Annotated in this window: 12 protein-coding genes; 1 reads left to right on the top strand and 11 read right to left on the bottom strand. The window is 43.9% G+C overall.

Going from position 1 to position 16,330, the window contains the following annotated elements:
* Positions 1–16 precede the first annotated feature (16 nt).
* Complete coding sequence (locus tag EL210_RS08985; protein WP_406675593.1) at positions 17–1,735, bottom strand: glutamine--tRNA ligase/YqeY domain fusion protein; 1,719 nt, start codon at positions 1,733–1,735, stop codon at positions 17–19.
* Positions 1,736–2,073: 338 nt separating this feature from the next.
* Positions 2,074–3,120, bottom strand: coding sequence for an endolytic transglycosylase MltG (gene mltG, locus EL210_RS08980; RefSeq protein ID WP_025879477.1), 1,047 nt, complete (start codon positions 3,118–3,120; stop codon positions 2,074–2,076).
* 251 nt (positions 3,121–3,371) lie between these two features.
* Between mltG and EL210_RS08975 the strand changes: the two genes are divergently transcribed.
* Positions 3,372–4,013: an HAD family hydrolase gene (locus EL210_RS08975; protein WP_018919219.1), complete on the top strand. Its 642-nt coding sequence runs from the start codon at positions 3,372–3,374 to the stop codon at positions 4,011–4,013.
* A gap of 32 nt (positions 4,014–4,045) precedes the next feature.
* Here the strand turns inward: EL210_RS08975 and EL210_RS08970 are convergent, their stop codons facing one another.
* From EL210_RS08970 to EL210_RS08930, 9 genes are all read right to left on the bottom strand, one after another.
* The gene (locus EL210_RS08970; protein ID WP_018919218.1) at positions 4,046–5,389 is read right to left on the bottom strand and encodes a TolC family protein; all 1,344 of its coding nucleotides are present in this window, start codon (positions 5,387–5,389) and stop codon (positions 4,046–4,048) included.
* A gap of 377 nt (positions 5,390–5,766) precedes the next feature.
* The gene (locus EL210_RS08965) at positions 5,767–6,366 is read right to left on the bottom strand and encodes a riboflavin synthase (protein ID WP_018919217.1); all 600 of its coding nucleotides are present in this window, start codon (positions 6,364–6,366) and stop codon (positions 5,767–5,769) included.
* A gap of 309 nt (positions 6,367–6,675) precedes the next feature.
* Positions 6,676–8,289, bottom strand: coding sequence for a glycoside hydrolase family 10 protein (locus EL210_RS08960; protein WP_018919216.1), 1,614 nt, complete (start codon positions 8,287–8,289; stop codon positions 6,676–6,678).
* A gap of 35 nt (positions 8,290–8,324) precedes the next feature.
* Complete coding sequence (gene coaW / locus EL210_RS08955; RefSeq protein ID WP_004376619.1) at positions 8,325–9,152, bottom strand: type II pantothenate kinase; 828 nt, start codon at positions 9,150–9,152, stop codon at positions 8,325–8,327.
* An 11-nt stretch (positions 9,153–9,163) separates the two neighbouring features.
* Positions 9,164–9,496, bottom strand: a complete 333-nt coding sequence (locus EL210_RS08950; protein ID WP_004372582.1) for a cupin domain-containing protein — start codon at positions 9,494–9,496, stop codon at positions 9,164–9,166.
* Positions 9,497–9,596: 100 nt separating this feature from the next.
* Positions 9,597–12,731, bottom strand: a complete 3,135-nt coding sequence (locus EL210_RS08945) for a TonB-dependent receptor (RefSeq protein WP_026285854.1) — start codon at positions 12,729–12,731, stop codon at positions 9,597–9,599.
* A 222-nt stretch (positions 12,732–12,953) separates the two neighbouring features.
* Complete coding sequence (locus EL210_RS08940) at positions 12,954–13,649, bottom strand: ankyrin repeat domain-containing protein (protein WP_232000308.1); 696 nt, start codon at positions 13,647–13,649, stop codon at positions 12,954–12,956.
* Positions 13,642–14,901 carry a hypothetical protein gene (locus EL210_RS08935; RefSeq protein ID WP_018919213.1) on the bottom strand — a complete coding sequence of 420 codons (1,260 nt, stop codon included), beginning with the start codon at positions 14,899–14,901 and terminating at the stop codon, positions 13,642–13,644. The genes EL210_RS08940 and EL210_RS08935 overlap by 8 nt, the downstream gene beginning before the upstream one ends.
* Positions 14,898–16,163 (bottom strand): hypothetical protein, encoded by a 1,266-nt coding sequence (locus EL210_RS08930; protein WP_018919212.1) that lies wholly within the window; start codon positions 16,161–16,163, stop codon positions 14,898–14,900. The genes EL210_RS08935 and EL210_RS08930 overlap by 4 nt, the downstream gene beginning before the upstream one ends.
* Positions 16,164–16,330 lie beyond the last annotated feature (167 nt).

The following is a 16,330-nucleotide window of genomic DNA, read 5'->3' as shown; positions in this document are numbered from 1 at the left end:
ATTCTGTTCAGCCTGCTTAATTCTTATTATTCTGCTTTGCCCAGGTATCTTTCAGTCCAACGGTCTTGTTGAATATGAGGTGTTCTGCAGTAGAATCAAGGTCGGCCATGAAGTAACCGGTACGCTGGAACTGCAGATATTCGCCCGGTTGTCGGCTTGCGGCATAGTCTTCAACGTAGCAGTTGGTATATGTTTTCAAGCTTTTCGGGTTGAGCAGCTCACGGAAATCACGCTCGTCGGCCGATGGATTCTCTACGTTGAAAAGACGATCATACTCGCGAACTTCTGCCTTATGGCAATGGTCAACCGATACCCAGTGCAGAGTGCCCTTCACTTTACGGTTAGCTCCCTCCATGCCTGTCTTGCTGTTGGGGTCGTATTCAGCTTGAATTTCAGTGATATTTCCTGCTGCATCTTTCGTACAACCGGTGCACATGATGATGTAGGCATTCTTCAAACGGACTTCCTTTCCCGGTGTCATACGGAAGAATTTCTTTGGTGCATCCTCCATAAAGTCAGCCCGCTCAATCCATAGGTTCTTAGAGAACGTAATCTTGTGGCTTCCACTTTGTTCGTCTTCTGGATTGTTGATAGCATCCATTTCCTCGGTCTTTCCATCGGGATAATTGGTGATAACGAGTTTCACAGGGTCGAGAACTGCACTGACACGTGTGGCCTTTTTGTTCAAGTCTTCACGCACACTGGCCTCCAAGAGAGCCATATCGTTGAGGGCATCAAACTTGGTATATCCGATAGAGTCAATGAACATACGTACACTTTCAGGGCTGTAGCCACGGCGACGCATACCGCAGAGTGTCGGCATACGTGGGTCATCCCAACCATTTACAAGGTGTTCGTCGACCAAAGAATGCAGTTTACGCTTGCTCATCACGGTGTAGGTGAGGTTCAGGCGGTTGAACTCTATCTGGCGGGGACGGTTGTCTTGCAGGTTATCTGCAGTTCCATCCATTTCTTTCAAAAAGTCGATGAACTTGTCATATAGCGGACGATGAGGCACAAACTCTAAGGTACAGATAGAATGTGTGACGCCTTCGAAGTAGTCACTCTGGCCATGTGCGAAGTCATACATTGGATAACAGTGCCATTTTGTACCCGTACGATGGTGTGGAGTATGTATAATTCGATACATGATAGGGTCACGGAAGTGCATGTTCGGATTGGCCATATCGAGCTTTGCACGCAAAACCATACTGCCTTCAACGGCCTCTGCCGTGTTCATCTGATTGAACAGAGCGAGACTTTCCTCAATTGGGCGATCACGATATGGGCTTGGTGTGCCGGGGGTTGTAGGCGTTCCTTTCTGTGAAGCGATTTCTTCACTCGTCTGTTGGTCCACATATGCGTGTCCTTTCTTAATCATCCAAATGGCAAAATCCCACAGTTTTTCAAAATAATCAGAGGCATAGTAGAGTTCACCCCATTTGAAACCAAGCCATTTGATATCGTTGAGAATGTTCTCAACATACTCATTGTTTTCTTTGCTTGGGTTTGTATCGTCAAAGCGAAGGTTGCAGATACCATTGTATTTCTCTGCAACACCGAAGTCCATGCATATCGCCTTTGCATGTCCGATGTGAAGATAGCCGTTAGGTTCTGGCGGAAAACGGGTCTGAATTCGACCTCCGTTCTTGCCTTTTGCAAGGTCTTCCTCAACCAGTTGCTCTACGAAGCTAATGCTTTTCTTCTCTTCGTTGTTTTCTTCTTTAATTGTCATCATGTATATACATTATTTATTTTATATTGCAAAGGTAATGGAAACGGCTGGAAAAGCAAAGGAAAAACGTATTTTTTCTTGTGACTGTTGGGTTGTATCAGATATGGTGTACTTTCATGATTCTTTTCCATTTACCAAATCATATCAGGAATAACTGAAAACATGTTTATAAACATAAAAAAACATTTGCATGTAAAGTAAAAACGTCTTACCTTTGTAAACGTTATCCTGAATACAATCTTTTTACCTTAAAAAAGCTAATACCTATTGAGAATAATGCCGCTCTCTGTGAAGAAAGCGGCATTTTGTTTTATGTTTTTTGTCCTTTAATTGTTAAGTTATTTGATACCTTTTTTGTTTAAAGCCTTTGAATATTTTTCAGCATTCTTCATGTGTTCGTCATACGTGCGGGCGAAGTTGTGTGTGCCACTGAAGTCTTCTTTGGCACACATGTACAGATAGTCATGATGCACGCGATTGAGAACGGCATCAATACCTGCAACCGATGGAATGCGAATAGGCCCTGGAGGAAGTCCCGGATGCTTGTAAGTGTTGTAGGGACTTTGGATATGTAGCAGATTATTGTAAATGCGCTTGAGTTCGAAACGCTTCCATGCAAACTTAATGGTTGGGTCGGCTTGCAGTGGCATTCCCTGTGGATATTCAGCATTGCGGAGCATGAGTCGGTTGTAATACATGCCGGCAATCATGGGCTTTTCAGCGTTGTTAGCCGTCTCTTCATCAATGATGCTGGCTAACGTGATGACCTGGTTGGGGGTGAGATTTAACTGCTTGGCCTTCTGCATACGCTCGATATTCCAGAACTTCTTGCTCTCTTTCTGCATACGTTCCAAGAACTTATTAATTGATATGTTCCAATAGATGTCGTAGGTGTTCGGTATGAACATGCAGGCAATAGTGGCTGTGTCATAGCCATACTTACGGCAAGTTGCCTCGTCAGTGAGTGCCTTGTAGAGTTCTGTGCTGTCAATCATGAGCCGCTTAGATACCTCGTCAGCCAGCTTACTCATGGTTCTGACACTTGGAATAGTCAGGTTCACCGGTGTCTGGAGACCGTTTCTCATGTGTCTGAAGACTTTTAATGCACCGTCACTGCTGTTGATAGCATAGCGACCTGTCTTGATTTTCTTCTCGTAATCAAAGTGGCGGGCCAATGTTTTGAAGGTACACATGCCGTGTTTTGATGCAAAAGGCTCCAATTTGCTATATACAGAGTCAATGTTGTCGTCATTATCAATGTAGACATATTCAGTCTCGTGCTTCGTTGAGAAAGCAGAGAAGAAATAATAATAAACCACTCCCACAATGACTACAATACAGCCAAGGGCGGGAATGAAGTACTTTTTCTTGAAATTTTTATTCATCATCTTATATTGAAAAATCGTGCACAAAGTTACACCATTTTTTTTATCTAAGGTAGAGGAATGGCTTTTTTTTCTTACCTTTGCATAAAACATAGCTGCACTCGGCAATTCGAAAAGAACTTTTCCTTGCGCTCGTTTGCAATGTTTTTGCATAAAACATAGCTGCACTCGGCAATTTGAAAAGAACTTTTCCTTGCGCTCGTTTGCAATGTTTTTGCACATGTTAGAGAATTGTGATTTTATTTGGGATTATGACATATCAGACATATATTTTCGATTTAGACGGTACACTTTTGGATTCACTTACCGATCTTGAACTGAGCTGTAACTATGCACTTCGTGCGAATGGTATGCCCGAACGTACGCTCGAAGAAGTGAGGATGTTTGTCGGTAACGGTGTGAAAAAGCTTATGGAACGCGCAGTTCCCAATGGTCTTGCTAATCCTTTATTTGATAAAACCTATCAGGATTTCCGCCAACATTATATGATTCACAACCTTGATCATACGCATCCCTATGCAGGTGTTGAGGAAATGCTTCAGAAGTTGATTGCTTCAGGGAAGCATGTTGCCGTGGTCAGCAACAAATTCTATGCGGCAACGCAGGAGCTTGTGGCTCATTTCTTTGGCAAAAAGATTAGTGTAGCCATCGGCGAACGCGAGAATATCCGCAAGAAACCGGCTCCCGACACGGTGAATGAAGCCTTGAGACAGTTAGGTGCAGACCGCGAAACAGCTGTCTATATCGGTGACAGTGATGTCGATATTATGACTGCCAAGAACAGTGGAATGCCCTGTATCAGTGTGTTGTGGGGCTTCCGAAGCAGACAGTTTCTCATTGCGCATGGTGCTGCTACCTTTGTAGAGAAGCCGTCTGAAATATTGGATATTTGATGAAACAAGGGGCTTTATGCGATGGCTTTTTCCTATTTTATGCTTCCTTTTTCATAAAACTTGAGCATGTTGATGTTGAGGATTGCCAGATATTTGCTTTGCAGTTCGTTCTGCTCTGCTTTCAGTAATTGATCCTTTCCGTTCATTAATTCGACGATATTCTTCAGTCCAAGTCTGAACTGTTCACTCAGCAGATTATAGCTTTCCTTAGCACTTTCAGTGCTTATCCTTGCACTTTTGAACATGCTTTGATTGTTGTTGGCCTGCAACCAATAGTTCTCAATGGCGGAGTAGAGTGCCGTCTGTTTGTCTTTCAAGTCGAGCAGATAGTTCTGTCGCTGTATCTGGGCTTTGGTGACGGCTGTCTTAGCCTGTCGGTTGTCAAAGAGTGGCACACTGATATTAATGCCTCCGCCTAATGTGAAGTTGTTTTTCATCTGCCTGTCCCAACCGCTCTTGTTCATTGAGGTGGTATTGGTGCTCACGCCTGCAGACACGCCCACGGTGGGCAAGCGCAGTGCCTTGGCTATCTTGATGTTGAGTTCGCTGCTTTCAACACCTAATTCTGCATTCTTGATTTCAGGGCGCATAGCCACTGCCTGGTCGTAAACGCTGTTGAGTGTAGGTATCTGTTCCAAGGCCATTTCATCGGTGGTCTCGGGCACAGTGACATCAAAGTCCTCACCATTTGTCAGTTGAAGCAGCTGTTTCAGTTGGCGTTTGTATTCTTTCAGATTGCTTTCTGCCTGCACAACGGCATACTCGTCTTGTGCCCGTTGTGCGGTAAGTTGTGCCAAATCAGCCTTGCTCATCTTGCCGACATTGAACATTTCCTTGCCCCGTTCCTCGTTTTTCGTGCTTGTGGCAAGGCTTTCCCGGTTCACCTTGATAGCCTCATCAGAGTATAAAATCTGTACGAAGAGCTGTGAAATCTGTTCGGTCAGTGAGTTGGCATAGGTTGCAACGGTGAGGTCGGCCTGCTGTTCGGCATATTTGTTCAGCTTCACTTGATTGTGGTTGCGGTTACCGTTCCACACCGTCCAGTTTGTGCTGAGCGAATAACTGCCATTGTAATATGCTTTGTCGACACTGCTCTGCACGCGGTTTCCTGCAACAATAGAGCTGTTGGATTGAGGCCAGGGATTGTAGGAAACATTCTGCGAAGTGGAGAAAGAAAGCGAGGGCAGGAGGGCAGCCTGGCTCTCCTTGATATCTTCTGTGGCTGACACTTTCGTCAAACGGTTTTTCTGAAGCGTGATGTTATTCTGCATTGCATAGTCAATACAGGCTTTCAATGTCCAGCTTTTTGCTGAGAGTTGTACAGGGAGTGCCACGCATGCAGCTGCGATGACAAGATGTCTCAAATTCATATCCATATTCAGTCTCAATTTTATTTCTGATTACAAAAATTCATATACGTATAGACTTATTTGCGGATAAAAAGTTTACGGACAGGCTATATTATTAACATTATTTAGTTTCCCATTGCCCGTTGCACCCTTAGAGGCGGCCTCTGTGTTCACCATTCAAGGCATTTCATCATGCCATTTGCGTCAAGTGATACTGCAATCTGCCTCAAGTGACACTGCAATCTGCGTCAGAATACGTGGTAATCTGCGTCATCTTACACGGTAAACTGACGCAAATCAGAATGCTTTCTTTGCCGGCAGGTTTCGCTTTCAGAAAGAAGATGAAACCTGATGGAGCTTATCGGATGAATAGACAGGATAGGAGGAGCACTCCTTGGGCCTACTTACAGGGTCTGCAACCGTGCGATATACTTTCCGAGAATGTCGAACTCTATGTTGACAACACTGCCTACCTGAATGTCATGGAAATTGGTGTTGGCACGCGTATAGGGGATAATGGCCACCGTAAATGTGTTTTCTGTAGGCTCACAGACCGTGAGAGAAACTCCGTTTACCGTAACCGAACCCTTGTCAACCGTGAAGTATCCCTTCTTGGCCATGGCCTTATCAAGTGGATATTCAAAGGTGAAATAGGTGCTTCCGTCGGCATCACGCATGCCAATGCATTTGGCAGTCCGGTCTACATGGCCTTGCACGATGTGTCCGTCGAGGCGTCCGTTCATGAGCATTGAACGTTCGATGTTGATCTTATCGCCTATTTGAAGCAGGCCGAGATTGGAGCGGTCGAGGGTCTCTTTCATCGCCGTCACCGTGTAGGTGTCGTTCTCCATGCTTACCACTGTGAGGCAGACACCGTTGTGAGCGATGCTCTGGTCAATCTTCAGTTCGTCTGTGAACGAGCATTTCAGCGTGAAGTCAATGTTTTCTTTATCTTTCGTCATCGCTACAAGTGTAGCCATTTCTTCAACGATACCACTGAACATAGGTTTGAATTTTATACTTTTAATGAAAAGAAGAAAAAGGGGTTGCTCGATGATGTGATGAAACTCCGAGCATTTCAATAGTTGAGAGCTCTCCGTCTTTGTAATCCACCGGCCTGAAGGCTTAGCTTCGTTGAAGTTTATGTGGCCCGCCATTAACAAGAGAAGCTTCCTCGGTTTTCGAATTTATTTGATGAGTATCCCGATCAAACCGACACAACCCCCAATATGTTTTCTTATTGATAATGCGATAAAGCGTTATTCCACTATTGCAAAGTTAATCTGTTTTTGCTGACCGACCAAATGTTTTGGCTAAAATCTTTTCACCATGATATATCCCAACCTGTGGCTTATGCCTTTTTCGTTGAGGCTTCGCAATTGGTAGAAACCATTGGCCACCTGCTCGATGTTCACCGTGTTTTCACGGTGTGGCAAGCGTCGGATGAGGTTGCCATGCAGGTCGCTGAGCATGATGAGACCATCGTTTTCACGGGTCCACTCGGGCAGAATGGCGCGCTTGCCGTCATTGGGAATGAGTTTGTTGTGGCTCTCTTTGGTTCGGTTCTGGCATTGCACTTCTTCGCTTTCGTTACCATATCTGTCCATGGCAGTAATGGCATAATAATGCGAAGGATCATCGGGAATGGTGAGACAACCAATTTCCTGGCGGCCAAGCATCAGGTTTTCGGCCTTTGAAATGTCAACAGGCCACGTGTGGCTGCTGTATATATTATAGGTGAGTCCGTTGCATTTCCGCCATTCAATGCGGTCGTTCTTCACAGCAAGAAGGGTCGGCTTCTGTGGTTTTGTGGCGTTGGCCCATGTCATTGCAGGCACGAGTGCGGGTTGCCTGTCAATGTCGTTGAGGACAGCATCATAGATACCTTTGAGGTTATCGGTGAAGAACTTGCTTCGGAAAAAGGCGTGTCCCATGCCTAAAGAGCGCGTGACATGCATTTCGCGGGTGATATCCATGAGGCTCCAATTCTTTTCACGTGGCGACATGAAATAGATGCCGAGACCGGGCACAATGATTTTTCCTTGCGACTGTTCCTGCCAGTCTATGGCAAACGGGTAGAAGTTGTTGTCCTTGAAATACATCATGGGGAAGAGTTCATCCATCAGTCCGTCGCGCAGCCAGTTCTGGGCATCCTGCAACACTTTGGTGCGTGCATTCCAGCCATGACTCCAGTATCTTGCCAGATCATCAGCTTTTCCAATGGGTGAACAACTCATCTTCACCCACGGCTTTACAGACTTCACGGCATCATGAATCTTTGTCACAATGCCCGTGATATAGGCTCGTCCTTGGTCACCGCTGACCTTGATTTTCCATGTTTCAGGATAGCGGATATAGTCTAAGTGGATACCGTCGATGTCGTAGCGTTCGGTGATTTCCCGGCAAATCTGTGAGAGATAGTCACCTGTTTGTGACTTTTCGGGGTTCATATATCCGTCTTCTCCAATCTTCACGATAAGGTTGGGAAAGCGTTGTCGCAGGCGTTTGCAGCCCAAAGTATTCCACTTTCCTACGGGAATAGTGACTACCCAGGCATGGAGTTCCATGCCTCGTTTGTGGCATTCCTCAATGGCAAACTGAAGTGCATCGTAGCCCGGTGAGGTACCGGGAAAGCCACTCAAGCAACCGTCCCAAGGCTCATAGTCAGACGGATAGATGACCGTTCCACGGATGCGTGTCTGCAAAAGCACGGTGTTGATGCCTGCCTTCTGGAGTTTGTTGAGGATATTTCGAAGTTCCTGTTTTTGCTTTTCCATTGACAACTTGTGCTGGGAATAGTTGTGTGGCCAGTCAAGTCCGCCGATAGTTGTCAGCCAGACGGCCCTCACTTCGCGTTTGGGCTGGGCCTGGAGAGCGTGTAAGAGCGTACAAAGAAAAAGCAGGGAAAAAAGAAGTTTCTTATTCATTCTCATGTCAGGTAGATAGGATTGCAGAGCATGTGCTATCGTTCTTGGATGTAGGATAGGGCAGCCCCGATAGCTGTACAGAACTCGCTGTATTTCGGAATGCGGAAATGGACGCCGTAAAGTTTCTCCATTGCGGGGAAAACATCCTTGCATTGAGGCAGCAGAGTGAGGTTGCCAATGAGCACAAAGTCCTTGATGCCGCTTTCCAAGCTGCTGAGAATTGTACTTGAACCTACGGCTTGAAGCACCATATGGATGAGTCCGATAGCGATATCTTCGCGTGTGGCATTGGTCTTGGCATTGCTGAAAAGACTTGCCGTGGCATTCATGGGAAGTCCCGGAAGCGGTTTGGCACTGATGTCACCGATGAGCAGATTGATTTTCGAAATGTCGCCATTCATGGCCAAACTCGCCACCTGTCTGATGTCATCCGTCTTGAGCATGATACGGCTAAGGCCTTGAAGTGTCCCTCCTCCAATGCCTATACCACCGATATGGCGTATGTCGTTGCCATCGCATTTGACAAGACTTGTGCCTGTTCCCATGCTGACAACAATCATGCGTTTGAGTTTGCTTTCATAGCGTGCACCTAATCCATCGGCAATAAACTCCTGTGCCTTGCCCGTTGGACGTCCGTAGATGTCTTCATCGATATAGGCCGAACCAACGCCTGTAAGCATAATCTGCTCGACCTCTTCGAGTTTGATTTTATTGTCGTGAAGATACTTCCCAAAGGCTCCATAAAGTGAGGTGATGGGGTCGGTGGCCTTGATGCGGAAGGGATTTGTCACCACTCCTTGCTCGTTGACACCTACGATTTTCGTTGTACTGATGCCTACATCTATACCAATAACAATGCTCATGTGGTCAGGAATTAATGATGTTCAGGGACAATGGCCAAGTATTCTGCATCTTCAGTGGTGAGATTTTCAAAATAATGATTGTGGTTCATCGGACAATAATGCACCTGTCCTGCGTGCGCCACCTCTGTCTTACCGTCGTAATGATACGTGAGTTCGCCCTTGAGGATATACATCACTTCGCAGTTCCCCTCATGGGTGTGGAGGCCACTGCTGGCTCCAGGCTTGAGAATACTCTTCATTATTTTTACCTTTTCGTCGGCAAAGTTGCGCGTGTCGAGTTCGCCTTGTCCGCCCTTGAAGCCGTTAATCCTCACTTCAGCTATATCTTTGAAATCAATAATCATGTTCTATGTGTTGTTTGATTTGGGCAAAGTTAATAAAAAAAAGGTAATCCCCGAAGAGATTACCTTGTTTTTATATGTAAATCAGTCTGTAGAAGATGATTTAGAATGTCACGCGAAGACCAAGCTGCATATGCCAGCGGCTGAAGATGTCGCTCTTGCTTGGGCCATAGCCAAGGAATGAATAAGTTGGAACATAATCATTGCCCGACTTGGTCAGTTTCTCCACTTTGAGAATTGTTTCACTGTAAGCTGATTCGTAACTTGTACCCCAATTGTGGTTCAGCAGATTGGCGAAGTTCTCTATGTCGAAAGTCAGCTCGACCTTGCTTCCACGTTCTTTCAGATAGAAGAAGCTTTCTGCAAAGTGTAGGTTGAAGCGGTTCTCCCATGGAGCAGTTGCTGCATTGCGCTTAGAATACTTTCCTCTGTTCTTCTTGGCAAAGTCATGGCTGTTGATCCAATTGCCGAATGCTTCTCTGTCAGCAGGAGTTTTGAAGTTCATCTTAGCAAGTTCATCTTCTGTAGGAACATAGAGTAGGGTGTTACCTTTTTGAGAATCTCCGTTGAAGTCGGCTTCCTCTTTCATTGTCAAGCTGTAGTGCTGCCCGGAATTGCCATTGTAAGTAAGAGAAATATTAGTTGCAAAGTGGCCGTTTCCATACTTCGGAGTAGTGTAAGAAGCTACTGCCAGCACGCGATGAGGAATATCAAACATTGATTTTGCAATCTCATTTCTGTTGGTTGGGTCAACACAATAGTTGTATTTCCAGTTAGAATATGCAACAGAAGACGTGCCATCGTTTACAGAATAAGAGTGACCGAAGGTGTAGCTTGCCATCAAGTCGAGACCCCATGCAAAGTTCTTTTCAAGTGTAGCGCTTGCACTGTAGCTGTAACCCTTATTGGTATTTCTCAGATTGATAATAGCATAATAGTCTCCGGCATTAGCCTTAAAGTGAGGAGTTGCAGAAGAAGGTACTGTTGGATCAACGGCATAGGTTGTTCCATCAGATTTCAATGCAAGGTTATCAAACCATACATTGTTCAGCGTTTTTGAGTAAAGACCTTCAAGAGTCATCTTGATATCGCCGGGAAGCATAGTCTCCATAGCCAAGTTTGCACGGAACACCTGCGGATACTTGAAGCTCTTGCTGATGGTGTTGATAGTTGGTTTGGATGCACCTCCGGGTGCAGACATTGCTGCAGCGTATGCATCTGTGCCATAATGCTGCAACGAAGGAACGCTTCCTGCAGTCTGAATGGTTGTTCCCTTCATCTCTACACCGGTGTTGTTCCATGCGTTAGACAACCAAACAAAAGGCACACGACCTGTAAACAGACCTACACCTCCACGGAACAATATGCTGTGACTGTCGTTGGTATACCAACGGAAACCTACACGTGGCGACCACATGATCTTGGTAGATGGCACATCGCCCACGGCTACATTATTGTTGGTAGCGTAAGCACTGCTGTTGAAGTCGGGGTTACTTGTAGGATGGTTCATACTCATTGGAATGTCCAGACGCAGACCATAGGTAAGGTTCAGGTTGTTGTTGATGTCCCATTTGTCCTGAACATAGAATGCCCACTGTGCAGCTTCTACGACTCCAGACCACTTGGTGGTGCCCGTCAGCGCTACATCAGAATAGTTATAGGCGAATTTCCATGCTTTATCGTTTAAGAAGTCGGCCAAAGAATTATAGTAATATGCACCGGTGTTGGCCTGAATAAACAGGTTCTGCAAGTGATAGAACTCATTGTGTGTACCGAAAGTGATATTATGGTTGCCCAAAGTCCAACTCAGGTTGTCTTCAATAGTGTAGATGTCTTGATTGAGGTAGTTTGCACCTGAAGAGTATTCTGTTCCGATGTAGGCTCTCATACCACCCTTATGACCAAGACCGTCAATGGTTACGTTAGGTGCAGAATAGTCTATACCGCGGTTATCACGTACGAAAGATGCACCGATACGTGCCTCATTGTAAAGAGCATCGCCAATGCGTGAGTTCAATTCTGCAACGAAAGAGTTCGTGCGGTTATTCATGGTGTAACCACTCTTGTTGAACATATAGGTCTTGGAATTCACGCCGAAGACTTCCTTGTAAGAGTCGTTTAACTGATAACGGAAGGTGAATTTGTTGTAATCATCAATGTTCCAGTCCAAACGGGTCAAAGCAGAAACAGAACGGGAATTCAGGTCCCTTCTGCCGTATGTCTCTCTCACGCCGGTGTATTTGTAGTAAGCGTCAGCAATCTGCTTTGCTTCTGCTTCAGTGATATAATCAGAGGCATAGCCCGGATAGATAGAACTTGGATAGGAATTCTTCTTGTATTCAACGTTTGTGAAGAAGAACAACTTATCTTTTACAAATGCACCTGACACAGAACCACCAATGGTCTTGGTAGACTGTTTGCCTAATTTTTCGCTCTTATCCAACTTCTGGTTCCAACGACCATAAAGGTTTTCATCGGTATAATAGGTATAGGCTGACGCGTGGAATTTATTTGTACCGGACTTTGTAATGGCGTTAATACCACCACCGGTAAAGCCGCCCTGTCTCACATCAAAAGGTGAAGCAACAATCTGTATCTGCTCAATGGCATCCATGGAGATAGGGTTGGTGCCCGTCTGACCACCGTTTGTGCCCGAGCTTGCCAAACCAAACACATCGTTGCTGACCATACCGTCAATCTGGAAAGAGTTGAAACGGTTGTTTGATCCCGCAATAGAAATACCGCCGATTTTGGAAGTATTCACCAACGGAGACAGCTTTGCAACATCATAGATGTTACGGTCAATGGAGGGTGCATTGTCAATCTGTCTTTGATTGAAGTTTGAAGCAGCACCCATGCCGCCCTTTCCTGCCACACCCGAAACAATGACTTCGCCAAGTGTATGCTCGTCTTCTTTCAGATCTGCATTGATAACAGAGCTTTCACCGAGGGTGAGGCTGATGTTTTTCTTTACCTCATCTTTAAATCCGATGTAGGAGATCGTAATGGTGTAAGGGCCTCCTACACGCATACCTTGAATGGTGTAACGACCATTGGTGTTGGTAACAGCATTGTAGGTTGTTCCTGAAGGAACGTGAACAGCTGTCACTGTAGCTCCGATAATTGTTTCTCCGGCAGCGACAACCTTACCGTTAATGCCTGATGTTGTTACTTGCGCCATGAGGGATGTTGCAAAGAACAACATCAGCGCCAATAATAAATGCAATTTTTTTTGCATGACTGTTAACTGAAATTTAATGAATAATTTGAGGGGATAAACCCAGTTAATACTTTAGATGATGCAAATTTAGTTAAATTTTACCAATGTTGTTTGAATTCAGTGTTAAAATTTTAATAAATGTTGAAATAAATTCCTTTTTATTCTTCTCTCGTTCAAAATGCGAATGGAAAATACTGTTTTTGCACCTTATGTTCTTTTGTTTTGGACGATTTCTGCCTTTTATTTGTTTTTGTTCTCCAGGAGTCTTATGATTTCTGTATATCCTAATTTTCGTGCCAATGAAAGTGGTGTGAAACCTTCCGAATCTTTCACATTCTTTTTTGCCCCATGTTTCAACAGCAGTTGTACAATGGCTTTGTTTCGTTTTTCCACGGCAATGATGAGTGGGTAGGTGATATAGGCTCCACCAAGATCACCAACTCCGTCAGCTTTAGCCCCGTGGTTCAGCAGCAGGTTGGCTATGGGATAATTATTCTTCATGCAGCTTAAGGCCAGTGGGCACAGTCCCTCTTCGTTGTAGGGCTGGTTTACTTTTGCACCCAAAGAGATGAAATATTTTGCCAAGGCATAATCCCCTTTGTCGATAGCCATGTTGAGTGCATCGTAGATATAAATCTCATCAGAATAGGCATCGTTGATACTGGCCTTTCGTGCAATGAGCTTTTGTATGGCCGCTTTGTTATTGTAAAGACATGCATAGCCAAGCAAGGTGTACGATATATCCTCACCCCTCTCTATCAGAGAGTCGAGATTGCTGATGTGTTTGAGCTGTGCGTCAAGTTCCGAAAGCTTGTTTGTTTTTATCGCTGCTATCGCCAAACTATAATGATCCTGACTCTTCACTGCTGTTTGGCTGTGTCCTAATGCTAATATTAAGAACAGAAAGGCAAGTAAGAGTGATGTCTTTTTATTCATGATAAGCTTTTTTGAGTTTCTCACTGGTATCAACTTCTTCATAAACTTTATTGCAGAGTTCTTGAAATCCTTGCAGATTGAAATAGTTTTCATCAGCTATATAGTCTCTGAATGCTGTGTCATTATAGAGAGCTTGTCCAAGAAGTTCTGTCTCTTCTACGCCAAACTTTTTGCAAAATCTATATTGATAATAACACAAGTATGCTGCAACTTTATAGCGTTCTTCCCTATTAAATTCTTTTGCCCAATCAGGTATATCTTCTCCGTCCTCATGCAACATATACTTGATATAGGTATTCATGAGTGAACTTATTTTGATGTTTTCTGTTTTTGCAGGTAGCTTCAGAATGCTTTTCAGCAGTCCTTCTCTGATTTCTACATGTGGCCATTTTGTCTTTTTCTTGATAGCGAAGGTCTCATTAAGGATGTGTGATTTCGCCACAGTGGCGTATTCCATTATCATCCAGTTAAGCAGCAACCTATTAATCTCCTCATTTTTGTCATAGCCATATTTTTGTAATAGGTTAGTAAGAAATCCCCATTCATGGTTTTTCAGCCATGCAAATGCTTTCTTGTTATCATGAAAAATAAATTCATTTTCATAATATGATTCTTTGCGACTTAGGTCATAATAGAGCTTTCCCGTCTTAAACAATCTCACATCATAGTCTTCTTCGAAGATATCGGGTAGTCCTTTAATATCTACAACTTCATTAATAGTAGGGTGGGGAAAAATGTAGTTATAATTTGGAACATAAATGATTTTATTCCAGAAATAGCTTGGTTTCTCATAGAAAGCAGAATTCATTGCAATGTTTTGCCTTTTTCGTTCGGTAGGTTTTCCATTCTTAAAGATATAAGTAAGAAAACCTTGTTCTGCTAAGGTTGTGTTGTTTTGAGAAATGTCTACACCGTAGTATTTCAGGATTGCTTTTCGGGCTGTCTCGTTGTCAACCGTTCTGAAGCCCGTTCTCTTCAGTACTTCATAGATGAGTTCAATGGCGATGTCTGTATATTCAACTTGACTTTTGCATGGCATGACCTCAATACCATCCATACCCACGTCTGAAAGTTCTTCATAATAGGCTCTGATTTGCTTCTCATATACTTTCAACAAATCCTTTTCTGTATGAACTTTGGTATCGTTGGCTTTCGCCCCATCTGTCTTTTTATGTTGCTTGTTACAGCCACTTGCAGAACTTAAGGATAGCAATGCAAGTAAAACGTATTTGATAATGCTTCTTTTTTTCATTCGTCTTGGTGTGTTCTTATTTTTACATCAATGTCATAATCATCATATACTTTGTAGCATAGTGCTTCAAAACCAGGAAGATTAAAATAATGCTGGTCAACAATATACTTGTAGAATGCATTATTGTAATAGAGTGCATGCCCGAGAAGAGAGGTGTCTGCGTAGCCATTTTTCTTGCTGATTTTATAGAGATAATAGCACAAATAGGCTGCAACTTTATAGCGTTCTTTCTTTGTGAATTCAGTCATCCACATGGGGAGTTTCTGCTCTTCTTCATTCAGCAGATAGTCGATATAGTCATTGAAGAGAATTTCCCACACCTTGTTTTCTTCTGTTGCAGGCTGTTTCAGAATGCTTTTCAGCAGTCCTTCTCTGATTTCCACTTTCGGATGCTTCGTCTTTTTCTTGCAGGCAACAGTGTTGTCGAGCATCCAAGGCTCACCTACAGGCGTATATCCTTTCAGCATGTCGGCCATCACCAACTTGTTGATTTCTTCGTTCTTGTCATATCCGTAGTCACGCAACAGATAGATAAGAAACTCTGTATCATTCTTCTTCAGCCAAGAAAAAGCTGCTTTGCTGTCATGAAAGATAAAATTGTTTTCGTTGAAGAATATGCTGTCATTGAAGTTGAAATAGAGTTTCCCATGCCTTATCGTCTTTCTGTCACTTTCATCTATGGTTTCATCAGGCAGTCCCTTGATGTTTACCGCCATGTCTATAGTGGGGGAAGTTGCAATGTAGTTATAATTTGGCACATAGATGAGTCTGTTCCAGAAATAGCCTTGTTCTTCGAAGCTATGCTTGTTCATTGCTTTCTCTTGTTTGGCACGTTCTGCTGCGTTACCGTTCTTGAAGATATACGTTCTGAAGTCTCTCGTCACTTGAATGTCATTGCTTTGCGTTACATCCACACCGAAATATTTCATGATGGCTTTTCGGGCAGTCTCGTTATCCACGGGTTTATAGCCCTTCCTTCGTATGGCTTCATCAATCAGTTCAACTGCAATGTCGGTATATTCCACTTGTGCTTTGTTCGACATGGATAGGATACCGCCGTCTGATATTTCTGTCAAGTTAAGATAATAGGCTCTGATTTGCTTGTCATACAACCGCAAGAGATCTTTCTTTGCTGTAGCTGTCGTGTCTTTTGATGCTTCTTGTTGCTTTTTAGCCCCCGATGTGTTGCATCCGCTCGCCAATAGAATAACAAGCAGTGCCAACAGTAAAGCGGCCATATCCCGCGTTGTGTTTTTTCTCATTACTTTCTGCGATAACGCGTCAGAGCATTTCCCTTGATGTTTCATGTGGCTTAGTGCAGTTAAGAAAATCATTGTCGTTTTGCAAAGATAGAATATATTTGACCAAGTTACAAGCGTTTTGTTTCTTTTTTTCTTCACAGTGAATATGCCCAAAACAACATTAGGCT

The organism is Segatella oris (genome assembly GCF_900637655.1).
In the GTDB taxonomy this organism is placed as follows: Bacteria; Bacteroidota; Bacteroidia; order Bacteroidales; family Bacteroidaceae; genus Prevotella; species Prevotella oris.
Note: the sequence above shows the minus strand (reverse complement) of the source record. Positions and strands in the feature narration are given on the sequence as shown.

What these genes read in the sequence shown, in the direction of transcription:
- EL210_RS08985 (WP_406675593.1), bottom strand. Translation starts at nt 1,735, where the DNA reads ATGACAATTAAAGAAGAAAACAACGAAGAGAAGAAAAGCATTAGCTTC.
- mltG (WP_025879477.1), bottom strand. Translation starts at nt 3,120, where the DNA reads ATGAATAAAAATTTCAAGAAAAAGTACTTCATTCCCGCCCTTGGCTGT.
- EL210_RS08975 (WP_018919219.1), top strand. Translation starts at nt 3,372, where the DNA reads ATGACATATCAGACATATATTTTCGATTTAGACGGTACACTTTTGGAT.
- EL210_RS08970 (WP_018919218.1), bottom strand. Translation starts at nt 5,389, where the DNA reads ATGGATATGAATTTGAGACATCTTGTCATCGCAGCTGCATGCGTGGCA.
- EL210_RS08965 (WP_018919217.1), bottom strand. Translation starts at nt 6,366, where the DNA reads ATGTTCAGTGGTATCGTTGAAGAAATGGCTACACTTGTAGCGATGACG.
- EL210_RS08960 (WP_018919216.1), bottom strand. Translation starts at nt 8,289, where the DNA reads ATGAATAAGAAACTTCTTTTTTCCCTGCTTTTTCTTTGTACGCTCTTA.
- coaW (WP_004376619.1), bottom strand. Translation starts at nt 9,152, where the DNA reads ATGAGCATTGTTATTGGTATAGATGTAGGCATCAGTACAACGAAAATC.
- EL210_RS08950 (WP_004372582.1), bottom strand. Translation starts at nt 9,496, where the DNA reads ATGATTATTGATTTCAAAGATATAGCTGAAGTGAGGATTAACGGCTTC.
- EL210_RS08945 (WP_026285854.1), bottom strand. Translation starts at nt 12,731, where the DNA reads ATGCAAAAAAAATTGCATTTATTATTGGCGCTGATGTTGTTCTTTGCA.
- EL210_RS08940 (WP_232000308.1), bottom strand. Translation starts at nt 13,649, where the DNA reads ATGAATAAAAAGACATCACTCTTACTTGCCTTTCTGTTCTTAATATTA.
- EL210_RS08935 (WP_018919213.1), bottom strand. Translation starts at nt 14,901, where the DNA reads ATGAAAAAAAGAAGCATTATCAAATACGTTTTACTTGCATTGCTATCC.
- EL210_RS08930 (WP_018919212.1), bottom strand. Translation starts at nt 16,163, where the DNA reads ATGAGAAAAAACACAACGCGGGATATGGCCGCTTTACTGTTGGCACTG.